The sequence below is a fragment of the Halonotius sp. F2-221B genome (assembly GCF_046719765.1).
Lineage (GTDB): Archaea > Halobacteriota > Halobacteria > Halobacteriales > Haloferacaceae > Halonotius.
In genome coordinates, this window is sequence record NZ_JABEBY010000004.1 from 81028 (window position 1) to 105183 (window position 24156).

At 64.2% G+C, this 24156-nt stretch carries 23 protein-coding genes; 14 read left to right on the forward strand and 9 right to left on the reverse strand.

The genetic code is table 11. The features are described from left to right. Positions 1-109: 109 nt before the first annotated feature. From HKK80_RS03810 to HKK80_RS03820, 3 genes are all read right to left on the reverse strand, one after another. On the reverse strand, positions 110-1231 hold the full coding sequence (locus HKK80_RS03810) for a hypothetical protein (RefSeq protein ID WP_411798292.1): 1122 nt from the start codon (positions 1229-1231) through the stop codon (positions 110-112). 191 nt (positions 1232-1422) lie between these two features. Next, positions 1423-1788 (reverse strand): hypothetical protein, encoded by a 366-nt coding sequence (locus tag HKK80_RS03815; RefSeq protein WP_411798293.1) that lies wholly within the window; start codon positions 1786-1788, stop codon positions 1423-1425. Between the two features lie 37 nt (positions 1789-1825). Continuing rightward, positions 1826-2863: a zinc-dependent alcohol dehydrogenase family protein gene (locus tag HKK80_RS03820; protein ID WP_411798294.1), complete on the reverse strand. Its 1038-nt coding sequence runs from the start codon at positions 2861-2863 to the stop codon at positions 1826-1828. A 94-nt stretch (positions 2864-2957) separates the two neighbouring features. Between HKK80_RS03820 and HKK80_RS03825 the strand changes: the two genes are divergently transcribed. Together HKK80_RS03825 and HKK80_RS03830 are read left to right on the forward strand one after the other, a co-directional pair. Beyond that, positions 2958-3854 (forward strand): mechanosensitive ion channel family protein, encoded by an 897-nt coding sequence (locus HKK80_RS03825; RefSeq protein ID WP_411798295.1) that lies wholly within the window; start codon positions 2958-2960, stop codon positions 3852-3854. A gap of 87 nt (positions 3855-3941) precedes the next feature. Further along, on the forward strand, positions 3942-4349 hold the full coding sequence (locus HKK80_RS03830; RefSeq protein WP_411798296.1) for a TRAM domain-containing protein: 408 nt from the start codon (positions 3942-3944) through the stop codon (positions 4347-4349). Positions 4350-4365: 16 nt separating this feature from the next. Here the strand turns inward: HKK80_RS03830 and HKK80_RS03835 are convergent, their stop codons facing one another. Continuing rightward, positions 4366-5067: a class I SAM-dependent methyltransferase gene (locus tag HKK80_RS03835; RefSeq protein WP_411798297.1), complete on the reverse strand. Its 702-nt coding sequence runs from the start codon at positions 5065-5067 to the stop codon at positions 4366-4368. A 195-nt stretch (positions 5068-5262) separates the two neighbouring features. Here HKK80_RS03835 and HKK80_RS03840 point away from each other — a divergent pair, with 195 nt between their 5' ends. Next, the gene (locus tag HKK80_RS03840) at positions 5263-5535 is read left to right on the forward strand and encodes a MarR family transcriptional regulator (RefSeq protein WP_411798298.1); all 273 of its coding nucleotides are present in this window, start codon (positions 5263-5265) and stop codon (positions 5533-5535) included. A 72-nt stretch (positions 5536-5607) separates the two neighbouring features. Beyond that, on the forward strand, positions 5608-6525 hold the full coding sequence (locus HKK80_RS03845; RefSeq protein WP_411798299.1) for a glycosyltransferase family 2 protein: 918 nt from the start codon (positions 5608-5610) through the stop codon (positions 6523-6525). 26 nt (positions 6526-6551) lie between these two features. Here the strand turns inward: HKK80_RS03845 and HKK80_RS03850 are convergent, their stop codons facing one another. Next, positions 6552-7382 carry an amidohydrolase family protein gene (locus tag HKK80_RS03850; protein WP_411798300.1) on the reverse strand — a complete coding sequence of 277 codons (831 nt, stop codon included), beginning with the start codon at positions 7380-7382 and terminating at the stop codon, positions 6552-6554. A 216-nt stretch (positions 7383-7598) separates the two neighbouring features. Between HKK80_RS03850 and thsA the strand changes: the two genes are divergently transcribed. The 3 genes from thsA (at position 7599) to HKK80_RS03865 (ending at position 13027) form a co-directional block, all read left to right on the forward strand. Next, positions 7599-9164, forward strand: coding sequence for a thermosome subunit alpha (thsA, locus tag HKK80_RS03855; protein WP_411798301.1), 1566 nt, complete (start codon positions 7599-7601; stop codon positions 9162-9164). 190 nt (positions 9165-9354) lie between these two features. Then, positions 9355-10839: an ATPase domain-containing protein gene (locus HKK80_RS03860; protein ID WP_411798302.1), complete on the forward strand. Its 1485-nt coding sequence runs from the start codon at positions 9355-9357 to the stop codon at positions 10837-10839. 7 nt (positions 10840-10846) lie between these two features. Continuing rightward, complete coding sequence (locus HKK80_RS03865; RefSeq protein ID WP_411798303.1) at positions 10847-13027, forward strand: PAS domain S-box protein; 2181 nt, start codon at positions 10847-10849, stop codon at positions 13025-13027. 3 nt (positions 13028-13030) lie between these two features. Here the strand turns inward: HKK80_RS03865 and HKK80_RS03870 are convergent, their stop codons facing one another. Together HKK80_RS03870 and HKK80_RS03875 are read right to left on the reverse strand one after the other, a co-directional pair. Then, positions 13031-13828, reverse strand: coding sequence for an S-adenosyl-l-methionine hydroxide adenosyltransferase family protein (locus tag HKK80_RS03870; protein ID WP_411798304.1), 798 nt, complete (start codon positions 13826-13828; stop codon positions 13031-13033). A gap of 9 nt (positions 13829-13837) precedes the next feature. Then, the gene (locus tag HKK80_RS03875; RefSeq protein WP_411798305.1) at positions 13838-14362 is read right to left on the reverse strand and encodes a nicotinamide-nucleotide adenylyltransferase; all 525 of its coding nucleotides are present in this window, start codon (positions 14360-14362) and stop codon (positions 13838-13840) included. Between the two features lie 167 nt (positions 14363-14529). Between HKK80_RS03875 and lonB the strand changes: the two genes are divergently transcribed. Next, positions 14530-16839, forward strand: a complete 2310-nt coding sequence (lonB, locus tag HKK80_RS03880) for an ATP-dependent protease LonB (RefSeq protein WP_411798306.1) — start codon at positions 14530-14532, stop codon at positions 16837-16839. A gap of 95 nt (positions 16840-16934) precedes the next feature. Here the strand turns inward: lonB and HKK80_RS03885 are convergent, their stop codons facing one another. Continuing rightward, positions 16935-18191: an RNA-guided endonuclease InsQ/TnpB family protein gene (locus tag HKK80_RS03885; RefSeq protein ID WP_411798307.1), complete on the reverse strand. Its 1257-nt coding sequence runs from the start codon at positions 18189-18191 to the stop codon at positions 16935-16937. A gap of 185 nt (positions 18192-18376) precedes the next feature. On the opposite strand from HKK80_RS03885, the gene HKK80_RS03890 reads away from it, so the two are divergent. After that, on the forward strand, positions 18377-18712 hold the full coding sequence (locus HKK80_RS03890; protein ID WP_411798308.1) for a hypothetical protein: 336 nt from the start codon (positions 18377-18379) through the stop codon (positions 18710-18712). A gap of 33 nt (positions 18713-18745) precedes the next feature. On the opposite strand, the gene HKK80_RS03895 is transcribed toward HKK80_RS03890, so the two are convergent. Continuing rightward, positions 18746-19198 carry an MGMT family protein gene (locus tag HKK80_RS03895; protein ID WP_411798309.1) on the reverse strand — a complete coding sequence of 151 codons (453 nt, stop codon included), beginning with the start codon at positions 19196-19198 and terminating at the stop codon, positions 18746-18748. A gap of 86 nt (positions 19199-19284) precedes the next feature. Between HKK80_RS03895 and trpC the strand changes: the two genes are divergently transcribed. The 5 genes from trpC to HKK80_RS03920 all read left to right on the forward strand — a co-directional run bounded on the left by trpC (position 19285) and on the right by HKK80_RS03920 (position 24118). Continuing rightward, a complete protein-coding gene (gene trpC / locus HKK80_RS03900) occupies positions 19285-20046 on the forward strand; it encodes an indole-3-glycerol phosphate synthase (protein ID WP_411798310.1) in 762 nt (253 codons plus the stop codon). Between the two features lie 70 nt (positions 20047-20116). Further along, positions 20117-21394 (forward strand): tryptophan synthase subunit beta, encoded by a 1278-nt coding sequence (gene trpB, locus HKK80_RS03905; protein ID WP_411798311.1) that lies wholly within the window; start codon positions 20117-20119, stop codon positions 21392-21394. After that, on the forward strand, positions 21395-22291 hold the full coding sequence (gene trpA, locus HKK80_RS03910; RefSeq protein WP_411798312.1) for a tryptophan synthase subunit alpha: 897 nt from the start codon (positions 21395-21397) through the stop codon (positions 22289-22291). It abuts the gene before it with no gap. Positions 22292-22345: 54 nt separating this feature from the next. Beyond that, the gene (locus tag HKK80_RS03915; RefSeq protein ID WP_411798313.1) at positions 22346-23140 is read left to right on the forward strand and encodes a 2-amino-3,7-dideoxy-D-threo-hept-6-ulosonate synthase; all 795 of its coding nucleotides are present in this window, start codon (positions 22346-22348) and stop codon (positions 23138-23140) included. A 159-nt stretch (positions 23141-23299) separates the two neighbouring features. Next, complete coding sequence (locus HKK80_RS03920; protein WP_411798314.1) at positions 23300-24118, forward strand: hypothetical protein; 819 nt, start codon at positions 23300-23302, stop codon at positions 24116-24118. Positions 24119-24156 lie beyond the last annotated feature (38 nt).

The following is a 24156-nucleotide window of genomic DNA, read 5'->3' on the forward strand; positions in this document are numbered from 1 at the left end:
ATCGCCCTTTCGCTCAGGGAGAGAAAGCCATCGCAACCGGTTGTCGCCGCCCAACAAGGAGTGTGGTGGCAGCCAGAGGCTGCCGAGGGCCGAACCGCCACGTGATCGCTCAGACCGTCCCGGGGATCCAGACGCCGGTCGGCAACACGCCGGCGACATATAGGAGCCCAACACCGAACGACCAGATGATGATCGCCATCGCGGGCGGATCGATGTGGGTGCGGCCGTGAGCGTAGAAGATCCGCTGGGTGAGCTCGCCGGCTAGCGCAGAAATGACGCCAATTCCGCCGGCAAACAGCAGGCCGACAGTCGGCGAGAGACCAGCCAGCGCGGCCTCACCTGAGGCGGTCACCGCGAGGAAGATCGTCGACCCCGCCAGCGTGATGTGGTGGGTCACCGGGAACCGCTCGACACCGAGGTTGAGAAACAGCAGCGAGGCCGCGCTCAGCCCGAAGCCGAGGAACGGACTCCCGGTACGGAAAGCGAGATAGCCCGACGCCAGCCCAGCTGCCAGCCCGATCATGGCGACGTTAGCCCACTTGTACTGCTGTGGGAGCCACGGTTCGGTCGCCAGCCACTCACCCGCCGGCTCGCCGCCGTTTTCGGTGCCGTTGCTGTCGGCGGCCGTGCCGCCGTTGGCGGTCGCCGCAAGGGTGTCACCGCGCTCGAAGGGGCTCATATCGAGCAGCCCCGAGCCCTGCGGTTTGCCGATCAGCGCGTAGCCGAACACCGCCCGGTGGACGAACGCGCTGACGACGATGCTGACCGGGATCGGATCGACCGGGATCAGCAGATTGCGGGAGAGCTGTTCGACGGCGATCCCCAGCAGGCCGAAGGCCCCACCGACAGCCAGCACGTCGGGCTTGGTGCCGAGCGCGAAGCCGATATCCTTCGCGTTGTGGAAATCGAAGCCACTCTCCATGTAGCCGCGTTTGGCCGCGTAGGCTGCGGCGGCCGCGCCGCCGGCAAACGAAATGTGGGGGCCGAAAACGTGGCCGAACCCGATCCCGACGAGGCCGACTGCTCCCTCAGGTGCGACGCCGACGATATTGGCGGCCGCGCCGGCGACGACCAACAGCCCGGTCAGGATAAACGCCGGCAGCGCGCCGATGGCGGCACCGAACGCCCCACCGGCAAAGGCGCCGATCCAGATGGTGGCGTCGCCGAGGACGGCTGTCACGTCGGCGAGTGAGCCACCGAACGCCTGCAGGGCCGTGAGCTCACCGACCATCCATTCTCACCACCGATCGTCTGTCTGCTCGCTTCTGTGCGCCGACTCCGTGCGATCTCTGTCTCGCTGTATCTGTCATGATCGTTCCACCGCGACTCGAACGAACGTTCGTTTTATTATCAACGTTACGGTTCTGGATCTTTGCTGGTGGTGATCGAGCAGGACGCGATTGGTGTGCGAGAAGACGTCCGTCAGGCCGCGGAATCGGTGAGTCCGGCAATGACGGTGTACAACCCGAAGGTTGCAACCACTGTTCCGGACAACTGCGTGCCGGCTGTGGCGATGAAACCAACATCGTACAGCAGTGGCGCGGCCATGAACCAGCTACCGAAGATCGTTGTCAACACGGCCGCCGGAAGGCTGACGCTCTCGGTCGCTCGGTACAGCTGGACGCCTCGACCGGCAAACACACCGCCCAACACGCCGCTGGTGGTGATACTGCCGGTGTACGCCGCCGACGCGCCGGCGACGATGGGGGTCACTGCAGCACCGAGACAACCGGCGACACAGATGAGCGTAGCGACGCGCAGAAACGGGGATCGGGGTGCTCGTGACACGGCCGCTTCTTGGGGCCGAGCCATCAAAAAAGTCGGCTCAGGGTTTGACCAGTACCTTCACCGCCTCGCGGTCGTCCATCGCAGCGTAGCCTTCGGGCACGCCGTCGAGATCGACCTCTTTGGTGAAGATCGGTGATGGGTCGAGCGTCCCCTGTAGCACGTCGGCCATCAACTCCTCAGCGTACGCACGAACCGGTGCGACGCCACCGTTCAGGGTGACGTTCGCCCGGAAGAACGGTTCCAGATCGAGGCCGTCGCCGAGGCCGTGGGGGACGCCGACGTAGCCGACAGTGCCGCCGGGGCGGGCGACGCCGATGGCGGTCTCCATCGAGGAGGTCGCGCCGACGCATTCCATGACGTGGTTGACGCCGCCGTTTGTGAGTTCCTGGACGCGTTCGATGGCCTCCTCGCCTCGTTCGCTGACGAGGTCGGTCGCGCCGAACTCCGCGGCGATTTCGAGTCTGTCCTCGTGGTGGCCCATGGCGATGATGCGTTCGGCACCGAGTCGCTGGGCCGCCAGCACGCCACAGAGGCCGACCGCGCCGTCGCCGATGACCGCAACTGTCGATCCCGCCTCAACGCCCGCGCTGACGGCGGCGTGGTGGCCGGTGCCCATCACGTCAGTCAGCGGGAGCAGCGAGCGGAGGGTGTCCTCGTCGTCGGCATGTCGATCGGGCACACGAACGAGCGTGCCGTCAGCTTCGGGACAGCGGACGTACTCGCCCTGCGCGCCGCCGTTATCACCGCTCCAGCTGTCTTGATTCACACACGATGTGTAGAGGCCCTTCCGGCAGAACTCACAGCGGCCACAGCTGATAAAAAACGGCGCGAAGACGCGATCGCCCGGTTCGACGGAGACCACATCGTCGCCGACTTCCTCGACGACCCCCATCGGTTCGTGGCCGACACGGGAGGGTACGTCGCGGTCGCTTTCGCCGCGATAAAACCAGAGGTCGGAGCCACAGATCGCGGTGTGGGTGACACGAACGATCGCACCACGCGAGGAATCGAGTTCGGGTTGCGGGACGGATTCGACCCGGATCTCGCCGGGGCCATGAAAGGTCGCTGCGCGCATACCGAAAGCGGGGGGCTCACCGGACAAAAACCCATCTCCCGACCGCTTCCGCCGTGGTGGCTATTTTTATAATGCTACAGACAGTGGTACAACTGTGCCATCACCACTATTGTTGCAGGTACCGACCAGCGTGGACGGCTTCCTCACCCAGTATGGAAATGTCGTCGTCGACTTTGCGATCACCGTCGTCACGTTCCTCGTGACGTTCCTGTTGCTGTATCGGATCGGGAAATCGGTGCTTGTCCGGGCGACGAGTCGGGCACTCAACGCTCGGGAGTTCTCCACGGCGGTCGTCAGCCTCGGCTCAAGTATCGCCGCCGTTCTCGCGGTGGTCGGCGCGGTGGCTATCGCCGCGACGGTCGCCGGCTTCCCGGCGATCCTCTCGGCGTTTGCGACGCTGGCCGGCGCGCTCGCGTTGGGTATCTCCTTCGCCGCCGGCGACATCATCGAGAACTTCGTCGCTGGCGTCTTCATCCTCAAGGACAAACCGTTCACCGTCGGCGACTACATCGAGTGGGACGGCAACGACGGCATCGTCCGGGAGATCAACCTTCGTGTGACCAAACTCGATAGCTTCGATAACGAACAGCTCACCGTGCCGAACGGCGACCTCGCCAGTGCGGTCGTCACCAACCCTGTTGCCAACGACACCCGCCGTGTCACCGTCGACTTCGGGATCGAATACGGGGCCAGCATCGCGGCTGCCCGGGCGGCCATCCTTGACGAGGCCAGCAAGATCGATGGCGTCCTCAATGAGCCGGAACCGGCCGCGCCGGTAACCGGCCTTGGCGACTCGGCGGTCGTGCTGAACGGCCGCGTCTGGATCGATCCCGCAGAGACCGGTGCCGGTGGTGTCAAACACACACTCGTCGAAAACGTCAAACGCCGCTTCGACGCCGAAGGGATCGGCATGCCGTACCCCTACACGGAGCTCACCGGCGAGATCGACGTTAACAGCCGCGACATCGAGACGACCCCCGCCGACGACTGATCGGCACACCACCTGTCTGTCTCGGGCCGGATTGCCGTGGCGGTACTTCTATTATCATCGGTCGACGACGCGTTACCGAGGACATCTATGGAAATCTCAGAGCAACTCCTCTGTCTGTTCAGCGCGTCTGTGACCGAATCCGCGGATGGGTATACTATCGAGGTGCCGAAACGGGAGGTCGACACCGGCGAGATCGCCGTCGGCGAGACCTACCGGGTGGCGTTGATCGATGACGCCGCCGCGGCGTCGACGACGATCGACGAGTCCTCGACAACCGACGCCGACAGCGACGAACCCCAGCCGCCGGTCGAACCCGGCGAGCTCCGCTACGTCGAGATCGAGGATATCGGCAAGCAGGGCGACGGGATCGCCCGCGTCGAGCGTGGCTACGTGATCATCGTTCCCGGCGGGGAGATCGGCGAGCGCGTCAAGATCGAGGTCTCGGAGGTCAAATCCAACTTCGCGGTCGGCGAGATCATCGAAGAGGACTTCTAGTGCCGGCTGATCGGTGCTACTCGACAACCCAGTAGGAAACCGACGCCACACGGTCGCCGACAGCCGTCGAGCCGATCGCCCGATCGAGCTTGCGGAACGGGCGGGCGATCCGCGTCGGGAGACTCCGGTAGAAACCATACGGGAGGACAAAATCGTGTTGGGCGTCGACGAGTTCGACCCCGGCGTCGGCGATGAGGCTCTCGACGCCCTGCCGGGAGTAGAGCCGCGACCCCATCGGTAACAGCCAGTTGTACAGCAGGCGGCTGCTTTCGAGATTGAATGTATCAAACAGCACCGGCCCGGCCGACACGCGGGTAAGCTCCCGGAGGAACGTCACCGGCCGGTCGGCGAGATGGAAAAACCGCATGGCGAAGACGGCATCAAAATGGTCGTCGGGAAACGGTAGCCGCGCCGCGTCGCCGCGGATGAACTCCACGGTGTCGCTGACGCCGACGGCCTGTGCCTTCTCGCGGCCTTGTGCCAACATCGCATCCGACACGTCGAGGCCGACGATATCGGCACCCAGCTGTGCCAGCATGACAGTAAATCGGCCGGTGCCGCAGGCGACCTCCAGGATCTCCTTGTCGTCGACCGGCCCGAGAGCGTTGCGAACGGCCGTTTTCTCGCGGCGATCGATGAACTGCCCGCCAGCCGAAAACCGCTTGTCGTCGTAGGCCTCGGCGATCTCGTCGGCCTGATACCACTCGGTGCCTTTCACGCTGACGACAACTGCTCACCCGAGGGATAAAACCGTACTGGATATGCCCCACGACGCCGGCCGCGGCACGCCCTCGGTCGATTGTGCGCCCGTCCACAGCCGACCGGAATCCCACATTCGTGACCTTATACAATATATATTAACCGACGACATATGAAGCCAACCTTTACCATCGCCCCCGGCGGCCACAGAGGTATGAGCACTAGTCCGGTTGAGGCCAACAGTCCAGTTCGACTTTCAGAATCCGAGTTCCGCGAGCGGCTGCGGGAGCTACCGCCGAGCGCGAAGCTCATCGCCAAGGTACTTGAGGGCGACGAGCCGCTGTCGCAGGGCGAACTCGCCGAGGAGTCGTTGCTCCCGGATCGCACGGTGCGATACGCGCTCAACCGGCTGGAGGAATCCGAGCTGATCGGCTCCCGATACAGCTTCAAGGACGCTCGGAAACAGGTGTACTACCGCAACACCTGACGGTCAGGATCGATCATGTGGTGTCTCGGCTGATCACCCCTTTTATATAGCAGCCGGTGTAGTAGACCGGATATGGATCTCTCGGTCGTCGTCCCGACGCTCAACGGGCGCGACCAGCTGCGGGGCTGTCTCGACGCGGTCGCCGACCAAGCCCCCGACGCGGAGGTGGTCGTCGTCAACGGCCCCTCGGCCGACGGCACGACCGGGATGGTCACCGACCGCGACGATGTGGACGTGCTCATCGAGGTCGCCTCTCGAACGGTCACCGTCGCCCGCAACGCCGGCATCGACGCCGCCAGCGGCGATGTGATCGCCTTCGTTGGCGACGAGCTTCGGGTTGAATCCGACTGGCTGGCCGCGGTCGTCGACGGGCTGACCGAGGCCCCGGTCGTCACCGGCCCAACCCACCGCACGCTCCGGGGCGGTGTGGCGACCGAATCGACCGAGGAGGTGACGATCACCGGTCGAACCGTTACCGCGATCGCCGGCCACAACGTGGCCTTTCAGCGGGGGGTGTTGGACGATATCGACGGCTTCGACGAGTATCTCGAAACCGGCGGCGCGTGGGACGTGGCCCATCGACTGGCCGCCAACGACCACGCCGTCGCGTGGCGACCAAAGATGAGCGTTCGCCGGGAGCTCGAAGCCGACGGCGGCCGGGCCGACCGCGATTGGGGGTGGACATACCGCGCGTTGGCCTACCGATTGGTCAAAAACTACGGGCTCCGGCCGACGGTCGCCCGCCGGACGCTGTCACACGCCGCCGGCGACGCGATCACTGCTGCCCGCGATGTGCTGCGTGGAGATGCCGAGCCGACGACGTGGTTTGGCACCGGCCGACGCGTCCTCACCGGGATCGTCACCGGCGGCTCCGATGGCCTCGTGGCGCGGGCCCGCGACCGAAGCGACGCGCGCAACCCACACGGCCTCTCGAAACGGGCTGATCGGGTGGTGACGAAATACGAGTTGGGCACCGACTCCGATCGATAGCTCGACTGACGACCCTGATCGGTCGTTCAGCTGTCGGCTCCGGCGGCAAAGCCGGGGACGAGCCGGCTCGGGTTTCGGTTGAAGACGCGTCGCATCGCATCCTCCGGGAGATCCAGCGTCAGGATCTCCATGACGGCGACGTTCGGATGCACCTCCGGCGTGCCGCTGCCGAAGATGATGCGGTCGGGATGCTCCTGGAGGCCGCGTTCCAGCAGCTCCCGGGAGCGTACCGCACAGGTGTCGAGATAGAGGTGGTCGTACTCATCGAGCAACGCGAGGGCGGTCTCCATCCGTGATTCGGCCATCGGGTAGCCGCCGAAGCCGGCGAGGACGACGGGATAGCCGTCGGTGAGAAGCGTGTCGGCAGCCGCTGACGGTGGGAATCCCTCTCGGCAGTAGACGATCACTGGCAGGTCGACGGCGGCGAGCTCCTCGCGTACCGGCTCCTTCGGCAGGCCGTCGTTGATCGGATCGAGGACGAAGCCATGGAATCGGTCGTCGTAGGCGTACTGCTCGATGTCGCCCGGTCGGGTGTGGTGGGTCTCCCGTGGCGCGTAGATGTTGCGGAACGTCGAAATCGGGCTTTCGGCGGCCGCAAGCGGCCCGTTGAGCCGCGCGAAGGCGAGAAACGGGCGGTCGACGCTGAGCCGCGCCACGGCGTTGTTCGCCCGGACATAGCCGATGTCGCGCGGCCGCTTGGTCGGCGAAACGGCCGTCCGGACGACGCCGGCTTGGTGACACTCCCGTTCGAGTCGGTCGGGGCCCACATTGCGCCCGTGGGTGGAGACAGCCACCTCGTCGTGGTCGAGATGCCCGTGGATGTCGACCACACGGAACCCGTGTTCCAACTCAAGCATTGTCTGAGCCTTACCGGCGGCCCACATAATTGTTGCAGACAGTTTTCGGGGCGAGTGGGTGGCTGTGGTGGGTCGATCGCCCGCAAACCCGTCTCGACCACCCAACCCTGTGTTGGTATGTGACGATCCCACACGACGCTTGCTGGCGGTTTGTGTTGTCGGAGGTCGACAGATTTATATAGAACTGCAAACCATCATCGGGTGAGGCGATTCTTCATGGCACAACGACAGCAACCGATGGTAATTCTCTCCGAGGACAACGAACGAACGCAGGGCGAGGACGCCCAAGACTCCAACATCCGGGCCGGCAAGGCCGTCGCCAACTCGGTGCGGACGACGCTTGGCCCGAAAGGGATGGACAAGATGCTCGTCGGGTCGTCGGGTGATGTGACGATCACCAACGACGGGGCGACCATCCTCAACACGATGGATATCGAGCATCCCGCCGCCCAGATGCTCGTCGAGGTCGCCGAGACCCAAGAGATCGAAGTCGGCGACGGGACGACGACCGCGGCCGTCCTCGCGGGCGAACTGCTCGCCGAAGCCGAGGAACTGCTCGATCAGGATCTCCACCCCACCGTCATCGTTGAGGGGTATCACGAAGCCGCCGAACTCGCCCACGAGGCGATCGACGACCAGACGCTCGATGTCGATCTCGACGATGACACCCTGGAGGCGGTCGCCCGCTCCAGTATGACCGGCAAGGGCACCGGCGACGTGACCGTCGACGCCCTGGCCGAGCCGGTCGTCAGCGCGGTTCAGCAGGTCTCCACCGACGCCGGCGTCGACCGGGAGGATATCCACATCCACACCCACCCCGGCGCGTCGACGAGCGCGACCGAGCTGATCGAGGGCGTCGTCATCGACGAAACGCCGCTCGACGACACGGCCCCGAGCCAGCTTGCGGAGGCGACGACAGCGATCCTCGATACGGATCTGGAGTTCGACACCGGCGAGGCCGACGCCGAGTACAACATCACCGATGTCGACCAGCTCAACGAGGCCATCGCGGCCGAGGAAGAGGAGCTGGAGGGGTACGCCGAGACGATCGCCGACGCCGGCATCGAGCTCCTGTTTGTCACCGGCGACATCGACGACCGCGTCGCCAGCCGCCTTGCGGCCGAAGGGATCGTCGCCTTCGAGGATATCGGCTCCTCGGATGCCGATGCCATCGCGGCGGCGACCGGAGCCCGACAGCTCGGGACGCTGGAGGATATCGAAGCGTCGGATCTCGGCACCACCGCCACCCTGAGCGTCGAGACCTACGGCGAGGACAAGTTCACGTTCGTCGAAGGTGCCGACGCTGCCCACGTCAGCCTCTTCGTTCGCGGCAGCACCGACCACGTTGTCGACGAGCTCGAACGCGCGCTCAACGACGCCCTTGATGTCGTCATCGCCGCCCTCGATTCGGGTGGCGTCGTCGGTGGCGCGGGCGCGGCCGAGATCGCCATCGCCGACCACGTCCGGGGCCATGCCGCCAGCGTCGAAGGCCGCAAACAGCTCGCCATCGAGGCCTTTGCCACCGCAGTCGACGAACTGCCGCGCACGCTCGCCGAAAACACCGGGATGGATCCGATCGACGCGCTGGTCGATCTGCGGGCCCGCCACGACGCCCAGGGTCGCGCCGGCCTTGTTTCGACCGGCCGCTCCGGCAAAGTTGGCGACCCCGTTGAGGAGGATATCCTCGATCCCGCAGCCGTCAAACACGAGGCCGTCGACTCCGCGACCGAAGCGGCGACGATGATCCTCCGCATCGACGACGTGATCAGCTCCGACAACTAACGCCGTTCGGTGGTCGCTCACCACCCGCTGTCGGCTCACCGATTGCTGTCGGCTCGACGGCGGTTCCGCGTTGATCGGCTTTTTTCATCGGCTTGCATACGTTTAAGTGAACTCGGCGGCGTTTATCGATCATACGCCGTTCGGGTTGAGGGTCTCCCGGGCACGGCCCATCAATCCACAGCGTCATACAATGACAGAGGCTGCATCTTCCCCTGACGACTACGAGATCGAGCCGATCAGTACCGGGATCGCCGAACTTGACAAACTGCTTCATGGTGGCTACATCCGCGGCCGAACCTACCTTGTCCAGGGTGTGTCCGGCACCGGGAAATCGCTGCTCGGCCAGCATTTTCTCGAAGCCGGGATCGAAACCGGCGACACGGTTGTCTACATCCACGGCGAGGAATCGAAGGCTGACATCGTCCTCAACGCCGCCCAGCTGTCGGTCGACATCAGCGACGCCGAGTTTCTCGATATCGGCCCCGGCACCGACTTTTTCGCCGAGGATATCTCCTATGATCTCGTCGAGACCGCCGAGGTTGAGTCCGAACGGTTCACGAAGGATATCAAGGAGGTCATCGAGTCGGTCGACCCCGAACGCCTGCTGATCGATCCGATCACCCAACTGCAGTACGTTGAACGCGACGAATACCAGTACCGCAAACGCCTCCAGTCGCTGATCCGGTTTCTCCGTGATCGGCGGGTGACGACCGTCGCCACCCGGACGGTCAGCCGCGGAACCCCCCACGGCAGCAGCTACGACGATTTCGAGTCGCTCAGCGACGGCGTGGTCAATCTCTATCTGGATGAGAGCGAACGCCGCATCGCCGTTCCGAAACACCGCGGCCTCGGACAGGTCGACGGCACCCACGGCCTCGAAATCCGCGACGACGGCATTGAGATCTACCCACAGACGATCCCCAACCACGACAACCGAACCTTCGATCCGACGCTGATCTCGACCGGCCACGAGGCGTTGGATTCGCTGCTCGGCGGCGGGATCGAACGCGGCGCGGTGTCGTTTATCTCTGGGCCAACTGGGATCGGCAAGTCGACAACCGGCGCGCAGATGCTTTCGGGGATCGCCGCCGACGGGGGCGCGGCCCTCGGCTATCTTTTTGAGGAATCCATCGACCAGTTCAGCTACCGGTGTGAGAGTCTCGGCCTACCGATTTCCGAGCTCCGCGAGACAGGCCAACTCCACCTCACCGAGGTCGAACCCCTGGTGCGGTCGGCCGAGGAGTTCGGTCAGTACGTCGTCAACGAGGTCGAAACTCACGATCCGGCTGCCGTCTTCATTGATGGCCTTGCGGGCTACAAGATCTCCCTGCAGGGCGACGATCAGCGGCTTGTCCGCCGGCTTCACGGGTTGACGCGGGTGCTCAAAAACCACAACGTGGCGACGATTATCACCGACGAATCCGATGCCCTGACCGGCTTTCCGAAGGCGACCAGCACGAACACCAGCTACATCGCCGACAACATCATCTTTCTCTCGTATGTCGAGGTCGACGGCGAACTCCAGCGGGCGATCGGCGTGCTGAAAAAGCGGCTCGGCGACTTCGACAGCCGGTTCCACCGGTTTGCGATCGAAAGCGACGACGGCCTGCGGCTCAAGGGCCCCTTCGAGAACGTCCACGGGATCATGCAGGGCACCGGCCACCGGGCGGAGTGACGCGACGATGCGTGACAACCGTTCCGACGCCGTCGACCGCCTCCAACTCATCGTCGCCAACGCGGCCGACCGCGAGGCGATCCGGGCGATGCTCAGCGAGCGATACGATGTCGTCATCGCCGACGAACTGCAGGCCGTCGACTGCTATCTCATCGACGACCGCAGCCTGCCGGCCTACCGGGAGGCGATCGAGCAGCAAAAGGCCGAACTCGATCCAACGTTTCAGCCGGTGTTGTTGCTCCGCCGCGAGCAGGCGACTGAGACGGCCCCACAGCTGGGTGTTGACAACGGCGACGATGGGCCGCCGGTGATCGATGAGGTCGTCACCGCGCCGATCGATCGGACGACGCTGTACCGCCGCCTGGAGAATCTGCTGGTTCGGCGGCGGCAGTCCGCCGAGCTTACTCAGCGGTACGCCGACATCCAGACCCGGTTTCAACGGCTCTTTGAGGCGACCAACGACGCGATCCTCGTGCTTGATGCGGAGTCACTGCTTATCACCGCCTGCAACCCCGCTGCCAGCGACCTGCTTGGCTACTCCCGAGCAACGATCCTCGAAATGGAGCCGTCTGAACTGTTTGCCCCCGATCGGCCCGATGCCCTCGCGGCGTTTTTCGAGGACATTATCGCGTCCGGTGACGCCTGGACAGATGAGCTCACCTGCCGGACAAAAGCCGGCGAGGAGCGGGCGATCGAGATCTCGGCGACCACCTTCGAGACCAGCGACGATCTGTCGATCCTGCTGTCGATCCGTGATATCACCGACCGGAAAGCCTACCAAGCGGAGTTAGAGCTCAAAACACAGGCGATCGATGGCGCGCCGATCGGTATCAGTATCAGTGATCCGTCACAACCAGATAACCCGCTTGTCTATGTCAACGAGGGCTACACGGAACTGACCGGATACAGCGTGCCGGAGGCGACCGGCCGGAACTGTCGGTATCTCCAGGGGCCAGGCACCCGCGAGGAGCCGGTCGCCGCGATGCGGGACGCCATCGACAATGAGGAACCCGTCACCGTTGAGCTTCGCAACTACCGCAAGGACGGCACGCCGTTTTGGAACCGGGTGACGATCGCGCCCGTCCGCGACGACGGAGCGGTGGTTAACTGGATCGGCTTTCAGGAGGATGTGACCGAGCGCAAGGAGCGCGAACAGGATCTGCAGCTGTTCCGCCGCGCTGTCGAAAATGTCGGGAGTGCTGTCGTCATCACCGACCGCAACGGCGATATCAAATACGTCAATCCCGCCTTTGAACGACAGACCGGCTACAGCCGCGAGGAGGTCGCCGAGACAAACCCCAACGTGTTGGCCTCAGGAAAACAGTCCGCGGAGTTCTACGAGGAACTCTGGGAGACGATTCTCGACGGCGAAACGTGGGAGGCGGAGCTGGTCAATCAGCGCAAATCCGGCGAGCTCTACCACGTCGAACAGGAGATCTCGCCGATCAAAAACAGCGTCGGCGACATCACCCACTTCGTTGCCATCGAGGCCGATGTGACTGACCGCCAACTCCGCGAACAACAGCTGTCGGTGCTCAACCGTATTCTCCGCCACAACCTTCGCAACGGGATCAATGTCATCGAGGGCAACGCGACGCTGCTGGCCGAGCAGGTCGACGACGCGGCGGCCCGCCGGTTCGTCGAGGCGATCGAAGAGCGGGCCGCGGGGTTGGCGGCCCTCAGCGAGAAGGCCTCGACGGTGCGGTCGCTCTTCGAACAGGAGCCGCCGGTCGACGCCCGCTATCCGATCGACGACCTCTTTGGGACGGTGACCGCGGCGTTTGCGGAGACGCATCCGGAGGCGACAGTGTCGACCGACATCGCTCAGCCGCTGGCGGTGCGAGCCGACAGTCGCCTCCGGGTGGCGCTTGCGGAGCTGTTGACGACGACGCTTGATTACAACGACACCGCCGAACCGGCGTTTACCATCACGGCCGCGCCGGCCGCCAACGACCGCGGCGAGGAGTGGGTCGAGATCACGGTCAGCGACAACGGCCTCGGGATCCCGGAACACGAGTGGCAGGCGATCGAAGAGGGCGAGGAAACCCAACTGCAACACGGCAGCGGCCTCGGACTGTGGCTCGTCCATTGGACGGTGTCGCTGCTCGGCGGGGAGGTGCGGATCGAAAGTGCCGACACCGGCACTCAGATGGTGCTGACGCTGCCGCGGGTGCCGATAGACGGGTAGTGGTCAGCAATCAACTGACAGCCGAACAGAATCGCCGGCAGCGAGCCCAAACGCCTCGTCGCCGCGGCCGTGGTTTACGTCGCATTCGACGTAGCCGTGACTTCCGACAGTGACGAGTCTCGCGCCGCGGGCGACGCGGTCGAACGTGTCGACGACCGGCACACGCGTCTCGTCGATCTCAACGGCCTCGACGCCGGCGAGTTCCTCGCCCGGGATGTTCGTGATCACGTTGCCGAAATCGTCGACAACGAGCACCTCGCCGTGGATCGTTTCATCGTCGACAGTGGGGGTTGGAAACGCGATGTCGACACAGCTATCGAGATCGATCCGGCTGAGCCCATCGAGGTCGGCCATGGCGTCGACGCCGACGGCATGAATCTCGGCGGCCGCGGGCGCAAAGACATCCCGGCCGTGGAACGTCGTCGATGCCGGGTCGTCGATCGTGATCGCGAAGGCCTCGACGGGTGGCTCGTCGGTGACTGAGTCACCCCCGGCTATCGTCTCGCGGAGTCGCCGCACCACCGGCCGGGCCAGCCCGTTGTCGGGGGCGACGATCGCGTGGTCGCCGACGCGAACCGCGATCGCCCGGCGATCGGTGCCGACGCCGGGATCGACAACCGCGAGATGAACCGCGGGGGGAAACCATGGGATCGTCTCTCGGAGCCAGAAAGCCGCCGCGCGGGGATCCTGTCGCGGCAGGTCGTGGGCGATATCGACCAGTTGGGCATCCGTGCGAGACAGCATGACGCCTTTCATCGCCGCCGGATAGGGACTGCCAAAATCGGAGGCAAGCGTAAGCATCGGTGGCTGTTAGTCGCCGTTTTCGCCCGCGCCGTCGCTGTCGGCGACCTGCTGAATCCGTTCGACGCCGTCGATCTCTTTGATCACGGCCGCCGCCGGATCGGGCACCAGCGACTCCCACTCCTTGGCGTCGGCCATGCGCTCTCTGAGCTCCGACCCCTCTAGGATCTCCCGGCGGAACATCGGCGACTGTCGCACCTCGACGCCGGCCTCCTCGAAGAGCCGGATCACCAGCGGGTTGTTCGAGAAGGCGACATCGAACGCCGGCGACATGCTCTGGACGTGGCTGACCCACACCGAGTTGCGGTCGAGATCCTCGATGGGGACGACGTAGGTCGGGATATCGAACTCGGCGACGGATTTGGTGACCATCATCACGCGCTCGCCGGCGGTAAACGGGTTGCGTGGGGTGTGGGAGTCGCCGGCCGAGCCGATGCCCAACACCAGTTCGTCGACCTGTTCGGCGATCTCCTCGACCATGTGGTGGTGGCCCTCGTGGTAGGGCTGGAACCGGCCGATATAGAATCCCCGCATACCGAACGTTACCGGATCGCCCTTTATAAGTACGGCGAGTCACCGACGCAACCGAAGACAGCTGATACAGCACCGCTATCGCCGAAATTACCGATATTGGCGACTTTTCACAAGGGGAGAAAGTATATCAGTCGGCGCGCCGTTTCTCTTCGTAGCGAACCCGTTCTATGAGCAACCACACGGACACAGACGACGGGTCTCCCGACACGGAGGCCGAGGAGACGACCTCAGAGCCCGGGCACTCCGAGGAGGTCGCCGACAACGGCCAGCCGGCAGCCGACGACGAGGCGTCTCACAGCGACGAGACGGCCGGCGAGCCGGAGGATGTGGCCGGCGACCAATCACACGACGAGCACGGCGGTCAGCCGGAGGCCGGCGACGACCCTGACGACGGCGACGAGATGTGGCCGCCAACGGGGCCGAGCCACGACGAGCCGACGATCGCCGACGAGGACGCCTTTGATCACAACCCTGGCGACGACCGTACCCGTGGCAACGAGCCAAGCGACACCGAGGGAACCGCCGGGACGATCGAGGAACTCGGCAGCGATGTCGAGGTCAGCGCGCCCGTCGCTGACGACCCCGACGAGGACGACCTGCTTGGTGGGCTGTTGATCGACAGCACCGAGGATGTGGAGATCCCCGAGCGGCTCGTCGATCAGGTCATCGGCCAGGAACACGCCCGCGATGTGATCATCAAGGCCGCCCGCCAGCGGCGACACGTCATGATGATCGGCTCGCCCGGTACCGGGAAGTCGATGCTGGCGAAGGCGATGACCGAACTCCTCCCCAAAGAGGAGTTGCAGGACGTGCTGATCTACCACAACCCTGACGACGGCAACAAGCCGAAGGTGCGGACGGTGCCAGCCGGTAAGGGTGAACAAATCGTCGACGCCCACAAGGAGGAGGCCCGCAAGCGCGATCAGATGCGCACCTTCCTCATGTGGATCATCATCGCCGTCGTGTTGGGGTACGCCCTCATCATCGCCGGCCAGATCCTCCTTGGGATTCTCGCCGCAGGGATCGTCTATCTTGCCTTCCGCTACGCGTCGCGTGGCGGCGACGCGATGATCCCGAACCTGCTGGTCAACAACGCCGACACCACGAGCGCGCCGTTCAAGGACGCCACCGGTGCCCACGCTGGCGCGCTGCTCGGCGACGTGCGCCACGACCCCTTCCAGTCCGGCGGCATGGAGACGCCCAGCCACGACCGCGTTGAGGCCGGCGCGATCCACAAAGCCAACAAGGGTGTGCTGTTCGTCGACGAGATCAACACCCTCGATGTTCGCTCCCAGCAGAAGCTGATGACCGCGATCCAGGAGGGTGAGTTCTCGATTACGGGTCAGAGCGAACGCTCCTCGGGGGCGATGGTTCAGACCGAGCCGGTGCCGACGGACTTTATCATGATTGCCGCCGGCAACCTCGACGCCATGGAGAACATGCACCCCGCGCTCCGCTCCCGTATCAAGGGGTACGGCTACGAGGTCTACATGGACGACACCATCGACGACACCCTGGAGATGCGCCAGAAGTACGTCCGGTTTGTCGCCCAGGAGGTCGCCAACGACGGCCGGCTACCGCCGTTTGACGCCGAGGCCATCGAGGAGGTCGTCCTTGAGGCGCGGCGACGCGCCGGCCGGAAGGGTCAGCTCACGCTGCACTTCCGGGATCTCGGTGGACTGGTTCGTGTCGCCGGCGATATCGCCCGCGCCGAGGACGCCGAGCACACGACCCGCGATCACGTCCTGCAGGCCAAACAACGCTCCCGGTCGATCGAACAGCAGCTGGCCGATGAGTTCATCGAAAAGCGGAAGGACTACGAGCTGCAGGTCTCCGACGGCTACGAGGTCGGCCGCGTCAACGGCCTTGCCGTGATGGGTGAAGACTCCGGGATCATGCTACCGGTGATGGCCGAGATCACGCCGACCCAAAGCGGCGGCCAGGTGATCGCCACCGGCCAGCTCCAGGAGATGGCCGAGGAGTCGGTGCAAAATGTCTCGGCAATCATCAAAAAGTTCTCCGACGAGAACATCGCCGAGAAGGACATCCACATCCAGTTCGTCCAGACCGGCCAGCAGGGTGTCGACGGCGACAGCGCGTCGATCACGGTTGCTACCGCGGTCATCTCCGCGCTCGAAGATGTCGGCGTCAGCCAGGATCTGGCGATGACCGGCTCGCTGTCGGTTCGCGGCGACGTGCTCCCGGTCGGTGGGGTGACCCACAAGATCGAGGCCGCCGCCAAAGCCGGCTGCAAGCGCGTCATCATTCCGAAGGCCAACGAACAGGATGTGATGATCGAAGACGAGTACGAGGATATGGTCGAGATCATCCCGGTCAGCCACATCAGCGAGGTGCTTGACGTGGCACTGGAAGGCGAAGCCGAGACCGACTCGCTTGTCGCCCGGCTGAAAAACATCACCGGCTCCGCGCTGCAGGACGGCAGCGTCGCCGGCCCATCGAGCCCCAGCCCGCAATGACATCCTCCCCGGCGTGAACGGAGAGGGAGCAAAGCTCCCTCAAGCAGTCGGGCGAAGCCCGACGACGCCGAGGTTTCCCGACCGCGTTTGAGATATTAGGGTTTGCCGTCCACCTGCTCTTGTGGGGATACTCTCCCCGTGGATTTATCAAACAGGCGCACCGCAGGCTGTGCCATACAGCCGTTATCCCTATCCCGGCCACCGTCTGTGGCGAGATTCGGGAGTACCTTCTGTCGAATGTTCTCCGCGCCGTTACAGTCCGCGTTGGCGACCAGTCCACAGGACTCACAAACGTACAGCCCGCGCTCGACGCGCTGGCTTCCATCCACGGTTCCACAGGCCGAACAGGTTTTCGACGTGCCGCGTTCGTCCACCTGTTCCACCTCGATGCCATCCTCCTCGGCCTTGTATTCCAGCATCGACGTGAAGCGGTCGAACGCCCACCCGTGCAGGTCGAGGTTGCCGCTGTCACCCCAATCTTCCCCGTCGCGGATGCCAGCGAGGTCGCCCACGACAATGGTTCCGACGCTACACTCGGCGCACCGCTCTACAATATCTTTCGAGACGGCGTGAAGGAAGTGCGAGCGGCGGGCGGCCCGTTTCCGGTTGAGGCGGTCGGCCTCTGCCGAGTCGGCGTCGTCGCATTTCGCTCGTTGCTTCTGGAACCAGTATTCATCCTCTTTGAGCGCGCCGCCGGGGTACAGCACCGTCTCGTCACCGAACGAGACGGCGGCGAAGTTGCTGATACCGAGGTCGATGCCAGCCACTTCGTCACCGGGAGAGTCCGTTTGAACCTCGTGACGACAAACGAAGTGCAATCGCCACTCGCCGCGCTCGTACACTGCCCGAACCTGCTGGACATTCTCGATAGTACCGTCCGGATCAGCGGCGTACTCACAGAGAAGGAAGTCGCTCCACCCGTCCTTGAGGTTGCGCCCCTTCGAGAGCCGGACGCGCCCGTTCTCGGGGTCATGCTTGAAGCCGTCCTGCTTGAACGTGACCGTGGAACGTGGGTGCTGGTCGCCGTGCTTGCGGTAGGCTGGCGGGTTCGCGTTTTCATTCCCGTTCTGCCGATGACCGTACCACGATTTGAACGCCTCAGCGAGTTCTTGGATAACTCGCTGACTGGACTGTGCGTTGAGGTCCGCGTAGCGTTCGTGTGATTTGAGGTACGAGGCAAGTTCGGCGTGGCTGGGAATACGGCCCGTTTCGCTCCAGATACGCTCTACTGTCCACCGAGCGACGTTCCAGAGTTTCGAGGCGGCGAACCCGAGCGAATCGAGGTCATCACGAACCTGTCGTGGATTGCGGATGGACGCGACGTGGGTTCGCGTGACAGTCCGATTCGCCATATGTAGCCTGTGTTGATCCAGAGACAAATTTTTCCCGGTGGAATATCCGGGCGGCCATCGACGGCGGTTGTGGCACCAAGTGTACGCGATTCACGCTCGGGCTGAAGGCTGGGACTCTCTCGCTGTAAAAGGTAGAGAACTGCCGGGAACGGGGGTTTCAAGACGCTGTTTTTCGAGGCTCGTGTATGGACGCCGAGATCGACATCGAGCCCGGTGATCTTCCGTTGGTGGCCGCGACCGTCGCCATCGCCTTCGGGAGCCTGTTTGTCATCGTCGGCGACGCCGAGGGCCACTTCCTGTCGATCCTCTCGTTGGTCGGCGGCACCGTCGCCTTTGTCTGGTTCGCGCTCCAGCGGATCGAACCGATCGAACCCCGGACGGCGATCCCGATCTCGGCGATGGTGCTCGGGAGCGTCCTCGTCGGCTTCGACGTACCAAATCTCTTTGAGTTTGATGGGCCGCTGGGGGCGGCACTCTTCGTGTTTGGTGCGATCCGACTGCTCAGCTACGTCGATGAGTAGTCGGTAACGATACGCCTGCGTCGCCCGCGATCGTTAGTCGTTTTCGAGTTCGCGGAGCGTCGCCGCAACGTCGGGCGGTGTCGCCCCCTGTGCATCCCGCACGCGGTGATCCGGGATCAACAACGGCATCGGATTTGCTTGGAGTGCGTCCCGAACCGTCGCCTGATCCTCCTCGCTGTCCTCGTCCATCCCGGCCAGCCGCGCCAGCCGCGAAACGGTCACCGTGTTGCCGGCCGAGACGTTTTGCAGGGCCGACAGCACCTGTCGGTGGTCGGTCGGCACGGTGAGTGCGATCTCCACCTCGGTGAGCGCGAGGCGATCGCCCTCCAGATAGTCGTCGATCAGCGTGAAGACCTCGTGGTCGGTTGCGGCGTCGGCAGGAACCGCATCAGGGAATGAGACATCGATCACCTGGCCGCTGGCGATCCCGAGCTGGATGACGGTGCCGAGCTCGTCGAACCGGCGGGCGTAGATTCCGGGCGTCATTATCCGGAATCAGTCGCTGCCGCCCCTCAACGGTTCCGGCTCACGACGCAACTCTTTTGTACAGATACGTACATCGATGTACATAGATGAACGAAACAACAGGGGAAGTGGCCCCAGAAGTGCAGTCAATCCTCGATGCGGCGGCCGACCGCCCGGGCGGCGACGAGCGCGTGTCGGTGAGCCCGCGGTCGTTGTCGGCGGCGTTCACCGCGGCCGAACGCGACGGCCGCGTCCCGGTGATCGCGGAGGTCAAACCGACGAGTCCGACGACCGATGGCGAACACGACGCCGACCCTGTCGAGTTGGCGAAATCGATGGTCGACGGCGGCGCGGCCGCGCTGTCGGTACTGACCGAACCGGAGCATTTCGGCGGCTCGATCGAGAATCTCCGGCGTGTCCGCGAGGCGGTCGATGTGCCGGTACTCCGGAAGGATTTCATCCTGCGTGAGCCCCAACTCGACACCGTCGCAAGCGACGTGATCTTGCTGATCGCCCGGTTCCTCGGCGACGACCTTGAACCGATGCTTGCGGCCGCCCGCGACCGCGGCTTTCAGGTGCTTGTCGAGGTACACACGAAGGAGGAACTCGATGCCGCGATCGACGCCGGGGCGGAGATCATCGGCGTCAACAACCGCGATCTCGCCAAACTGGACGTTGATCTGGCGACGTTCGAGCGACTGGCTCCCGACGCCCCCGACGACGTGACGTTGATCGCCGAAAGCGGCGTTGCGACGGTCGAGGACGTGCGCCGGATGCGTGAGGCCGGCGCGGACGGCCTGCTGATCGGCAGTGCGATCATGGACGGCGATCCACAGACAAATACCCAGCGGCTGACCGGGGCAGAGTAACGATGCGAGACAGCACACCGACAGACCGAAGCGAGGGTTACATGACCATGCCACACGAGAGGAACACACAATGAGCACGGAGCACGCGACAGACGACGACCCGACACCCGAGACGGCCGACGGTAAGTTCGGCGACTATGGCGGCCAATATGTGCCGGAAGCACTGATGCCAGCGATCCAGGAGCTGACCGACGCCTACGAACGATACGTCGTTAACAACGAGGATGGCTTCATGGACGAGTTCCGCCAACGGCTGGCGGATTTCGGCGGCCGACCGACGCCGCTGCAGCGCGCGGATCGGCTCTCTGAGCGATACGACTGCGAGGTCTATCTCAAACGTGAGGACTTGCTGCACGGCGGGGCCCACAAGCTGAACAACGCGCTGGGACAGGTGCTCCTCGCCAAATACATGGGCAAAGACCGCATCATCGCCGAAACCGGCGCGGGTCAACACGGCACCGCGACCGCGATGGCGGCCGCCCACTTGGATATGCCCTGCACAATCTACATGGGTGAACGCGACATCAACCGCCAGCGACCCAACGTCTTCCGGATGAAGCTCAACGGCTCGGATGTGAAGCCGGTGACTGCCGGCCGCGGCACGCTGAAGGAAGCCATCTCGGAGACGATGCGCGATTGGGCCGCCAGCGTCGAGACGACCCACTACGTCATTGGGTCGGTCGTCGGCCCCCACCCGTTCCCGGTGATGGTGCGTGATTTCCATGCGGTGATCTCCGAGGAGATGCGGGCCCAGACCCGCGAGGCGACCGGTGGCCTCCCGGATTCCGTTGTCGCCTGTGCGGGTGGCGGCTCGAACACGATGGGTGCCTTTGCCCACTTCGTCGACGACGAGGATGTGGATCTCGTCGCTGTCGAGGCCGGCGGCTCATCGCTGGCTGTCGACGAAGAGGCGGGTGTCGCACCCAACTCCGCGTCGCTGTCGACAGGCGACGAGGGTGTGCTCCACGGCGCGCGCACGAAACTCCTGCAGGATAGCTTTGGCCAGATCATGGAGTCGCACTCAATCTCCTCGGGCCTCGACTACGCGGGCGTTGGCCCCGAACTCGCCCACCTCGTCGACGAGGATCGCGTCACACCGGTCGCCGTCGACGACGACGCGGCGCTGGAAGGCTTCCACCGGCTGTCGAACACTGAGGGGATCATCCCCGCCCTCGAAACCGCCCACGCCTTCGGCTATCTCGAAGACCACGCCGACGAGCTCTCCGGCACCGTCGTCGTCAACGTCTCCGGCCGCGGCGACAAGGATCTCCAGGCGGCCATCGAGGAGACCGAGGCCCGCGATATCCCAAACGCCCCGGATATGTCGATGTTCTCGGAGGGGATCTGAATGGCCGACAGTGGGCAGGCAGCCGAGCCCCGCCGCAGCGACGGCGCGGCCGCCAACAGCGCAATCGCCGCGGCCTTCGACGACGGCCCCGCGTTCATCCCATATCTGGCTGTCGGGGATCCGAGCTACGAGGCCTCGAAAGAATACGTGGAAGCCCTCGCCCGCGGCGGCGCGGACGTGATCGAACTCGGCTTGCCGTTCTCGGAGCCGATCGCCGAGGGGCCGACGATTCAGGGCGCGATCGTTCGCGCCTTAGAGGGCGGTATGACGCCCGAACTGTTCTTCGAGTTCGTCGAGGATGTCGATGTTGACGTCCCGCTGGTCTGTATGACCTACTACAATCTGATCTATCAGTACAGTCCCCCAGATAGCGACGGGCGAGGCCCAGAGCAGTTCGTCGCCCGCGCGGCTGAGGCCGGCATCTCGGGGCTCGTTGTTCCCGACCTCCCCGCCGAAGAAGCCGATCCGCTCCGGGCGGCCTGTGACGAACACGGGCTGGATCTCGTTTTCATCGTCGCGCCAACGACCGAGGGCGAGCGGCTGCGGTCGATGATGGAGCGCGTCTCAGGGTACGTCTATGTGCAGGCGCGGCTGGGGACGACCGGCGCGAAAAGCGACGTATCCGATCAGACCGACCGGAGCCTCCAGCGACTCAGCGAGTGGGACGTGCCGAAAGCCGTCGGGTTCGGTATCTCCAGCGGCGAGCAGGCCGAACGCATCGTCGCCAGCGGCGCGGACGGCATCATCGTCGGCTCCGCATTGGTCGATATCGTCGCCGACGGCGTCGACAACGAGTGGTCAACCGCGGAAACAGCGGATAAGCTCGAAGCGAAAGCTCGGGAGTTGGCCGATGGTGCGAGCCGCGGACGAACCGAACCGCCGACCGACGCCGAGTAGGCCCGGAGTCGCAAGCTACATACCCTCCAACTGACAGAGGTTCACACAACAGCTATGTCCGCAGGAATCAGCGCGCGGCTCGATCGCATCTCCACCGGGGGCCGGTATCTGATCGTCCCGATGGATCACGGGATCACAATGGGCGCGGTTACTGGCCTCAAGGAGCTGGAGGCGACCGTCGACGGCGTCACCAGCGGCGGTGCTGACGCCGTCCTCACCCAGAAGGGCGTCGCCGACCGCGTCCACGGCAACACCAACGGGAGTGGCTACATCGTCCATGTCAACGGCTCGACGACGATCGGCCCAGACGAAAACGACAAGCGGCTCACCTGTACCGTCGAGGAGGCGATCCGCGCCGGTGCCGACGCCGTTTCCTTCCATATCAACGTCGGCTCAAACTACGAACCCGATCAGATCGAGGAGCTCGCCGAGATAACCGGTAAGGCCGAGCGGTTCGGGATCCCGGTGTTGGCGATGGCCTACGCCCGCGGCCCCGGCATTCAGGGTGACGAACCCGAGGCACTCGGCCACGCCGTTCGCCTCGCCGAGGAACTCGGCGCGGATGTCGTCAAAACCGGCTACAGCGGTGATGCCGACAGCTTCGAACACGTCTGTGCGTCGACGAGCCTGCCCATTGTCATCGCCGGCGGCTCGAAAGGGACAGATGCCGAAACCGTCGAGATGGTACGCGGCGCGATGGATGCCGGCGCGGCCGGTGTCTCGATGGGTCGATCGATCTTCCAACATGACAGCCCCGAGGCGATCACCCGCGCTGTCTCGGCGGTCGTCCACGATGACCACGACGCCGAGGACGCGCTGAGCGCGGCCGGGCTCACGGTCGAAGCCTGACCCGTCGGTTCGGCCTCACTGGGTGTGTCGCCGTCACTCTGTGATCGACGAGCACAGCTGCTGATGGGGACGACTGGGCAGTTGCGCAGCTGCTAAGCGGTCGTAGATTATGTTCATGGTGAATTTTAAGTACGCTACCTGATTTCGATGAGATAGTCGATGGTGTACCGATGGCGGGCGCGAAGCGGGGATTTCACGGTCTGGTCGGCCAGCCGCGAGAAGACCGTCGAGCGCGTGAAGACCTATATCGCCAAGCAGAACAAAAGCCGGCTCACCCAGGAGGGCGTGATGGTTGGGTGGTCGTGTCCCTACTGCGATCGGCGCAACTCCGCCCACGACGAACACGTCGCCTTAGAGACGTTCAAAAAGCATCTCTTCGAGCACAAGAAGCCGCTGTTGGAGTCGGGTGTCCACGTCGCCGACGACATCAACGGGACGGGCTCGATCGCGGTGTTGTCACCCGTCGAGTCAACCAGTGCTGACAACGCTAGAGTCCATTTTCTCTCCCCGGGTGACGTTGTCATCGTTGTCACGACGAACCCGGCGAGCCGCATCGATCTGCTGCGATCGAAGCTCAGCGAGTGGCCCGAGTGGACGGTCATTCTGACGACAAAAGACGATCCGCTTGCGGGGCTCAGCGGCGTTGAGCTGATGGATATCCCCGTCGAAATCGTCCACCTCGACAAACAGATGGGGTTGGGGAGTCTGACCGAGACCATCTCGCGGGTGCTTGAGGAACAACAGGAGCCCGGCCGGAAGATCGCCTTCGAGTTCGATATCCTGACCGAACTGATACAAAAGGCAAAACTTCAGCGCATCTTCAAGTTTCTGCACCTGTTGACCGGCCGTCTGGACGACGTGAACGCACTCTCGCATTTCTTCGTTAACCGCGAGCGGATGGCCTCCAGTATGAACGTCCTCGATCCGGTGTTCGACATGCAGCTCGAAGTTGACGGATCGCTGTTCCTCCAGGAGTGAGCACTCCGCCGCCCCCGCCCCGCCATCCGGGTTGACGG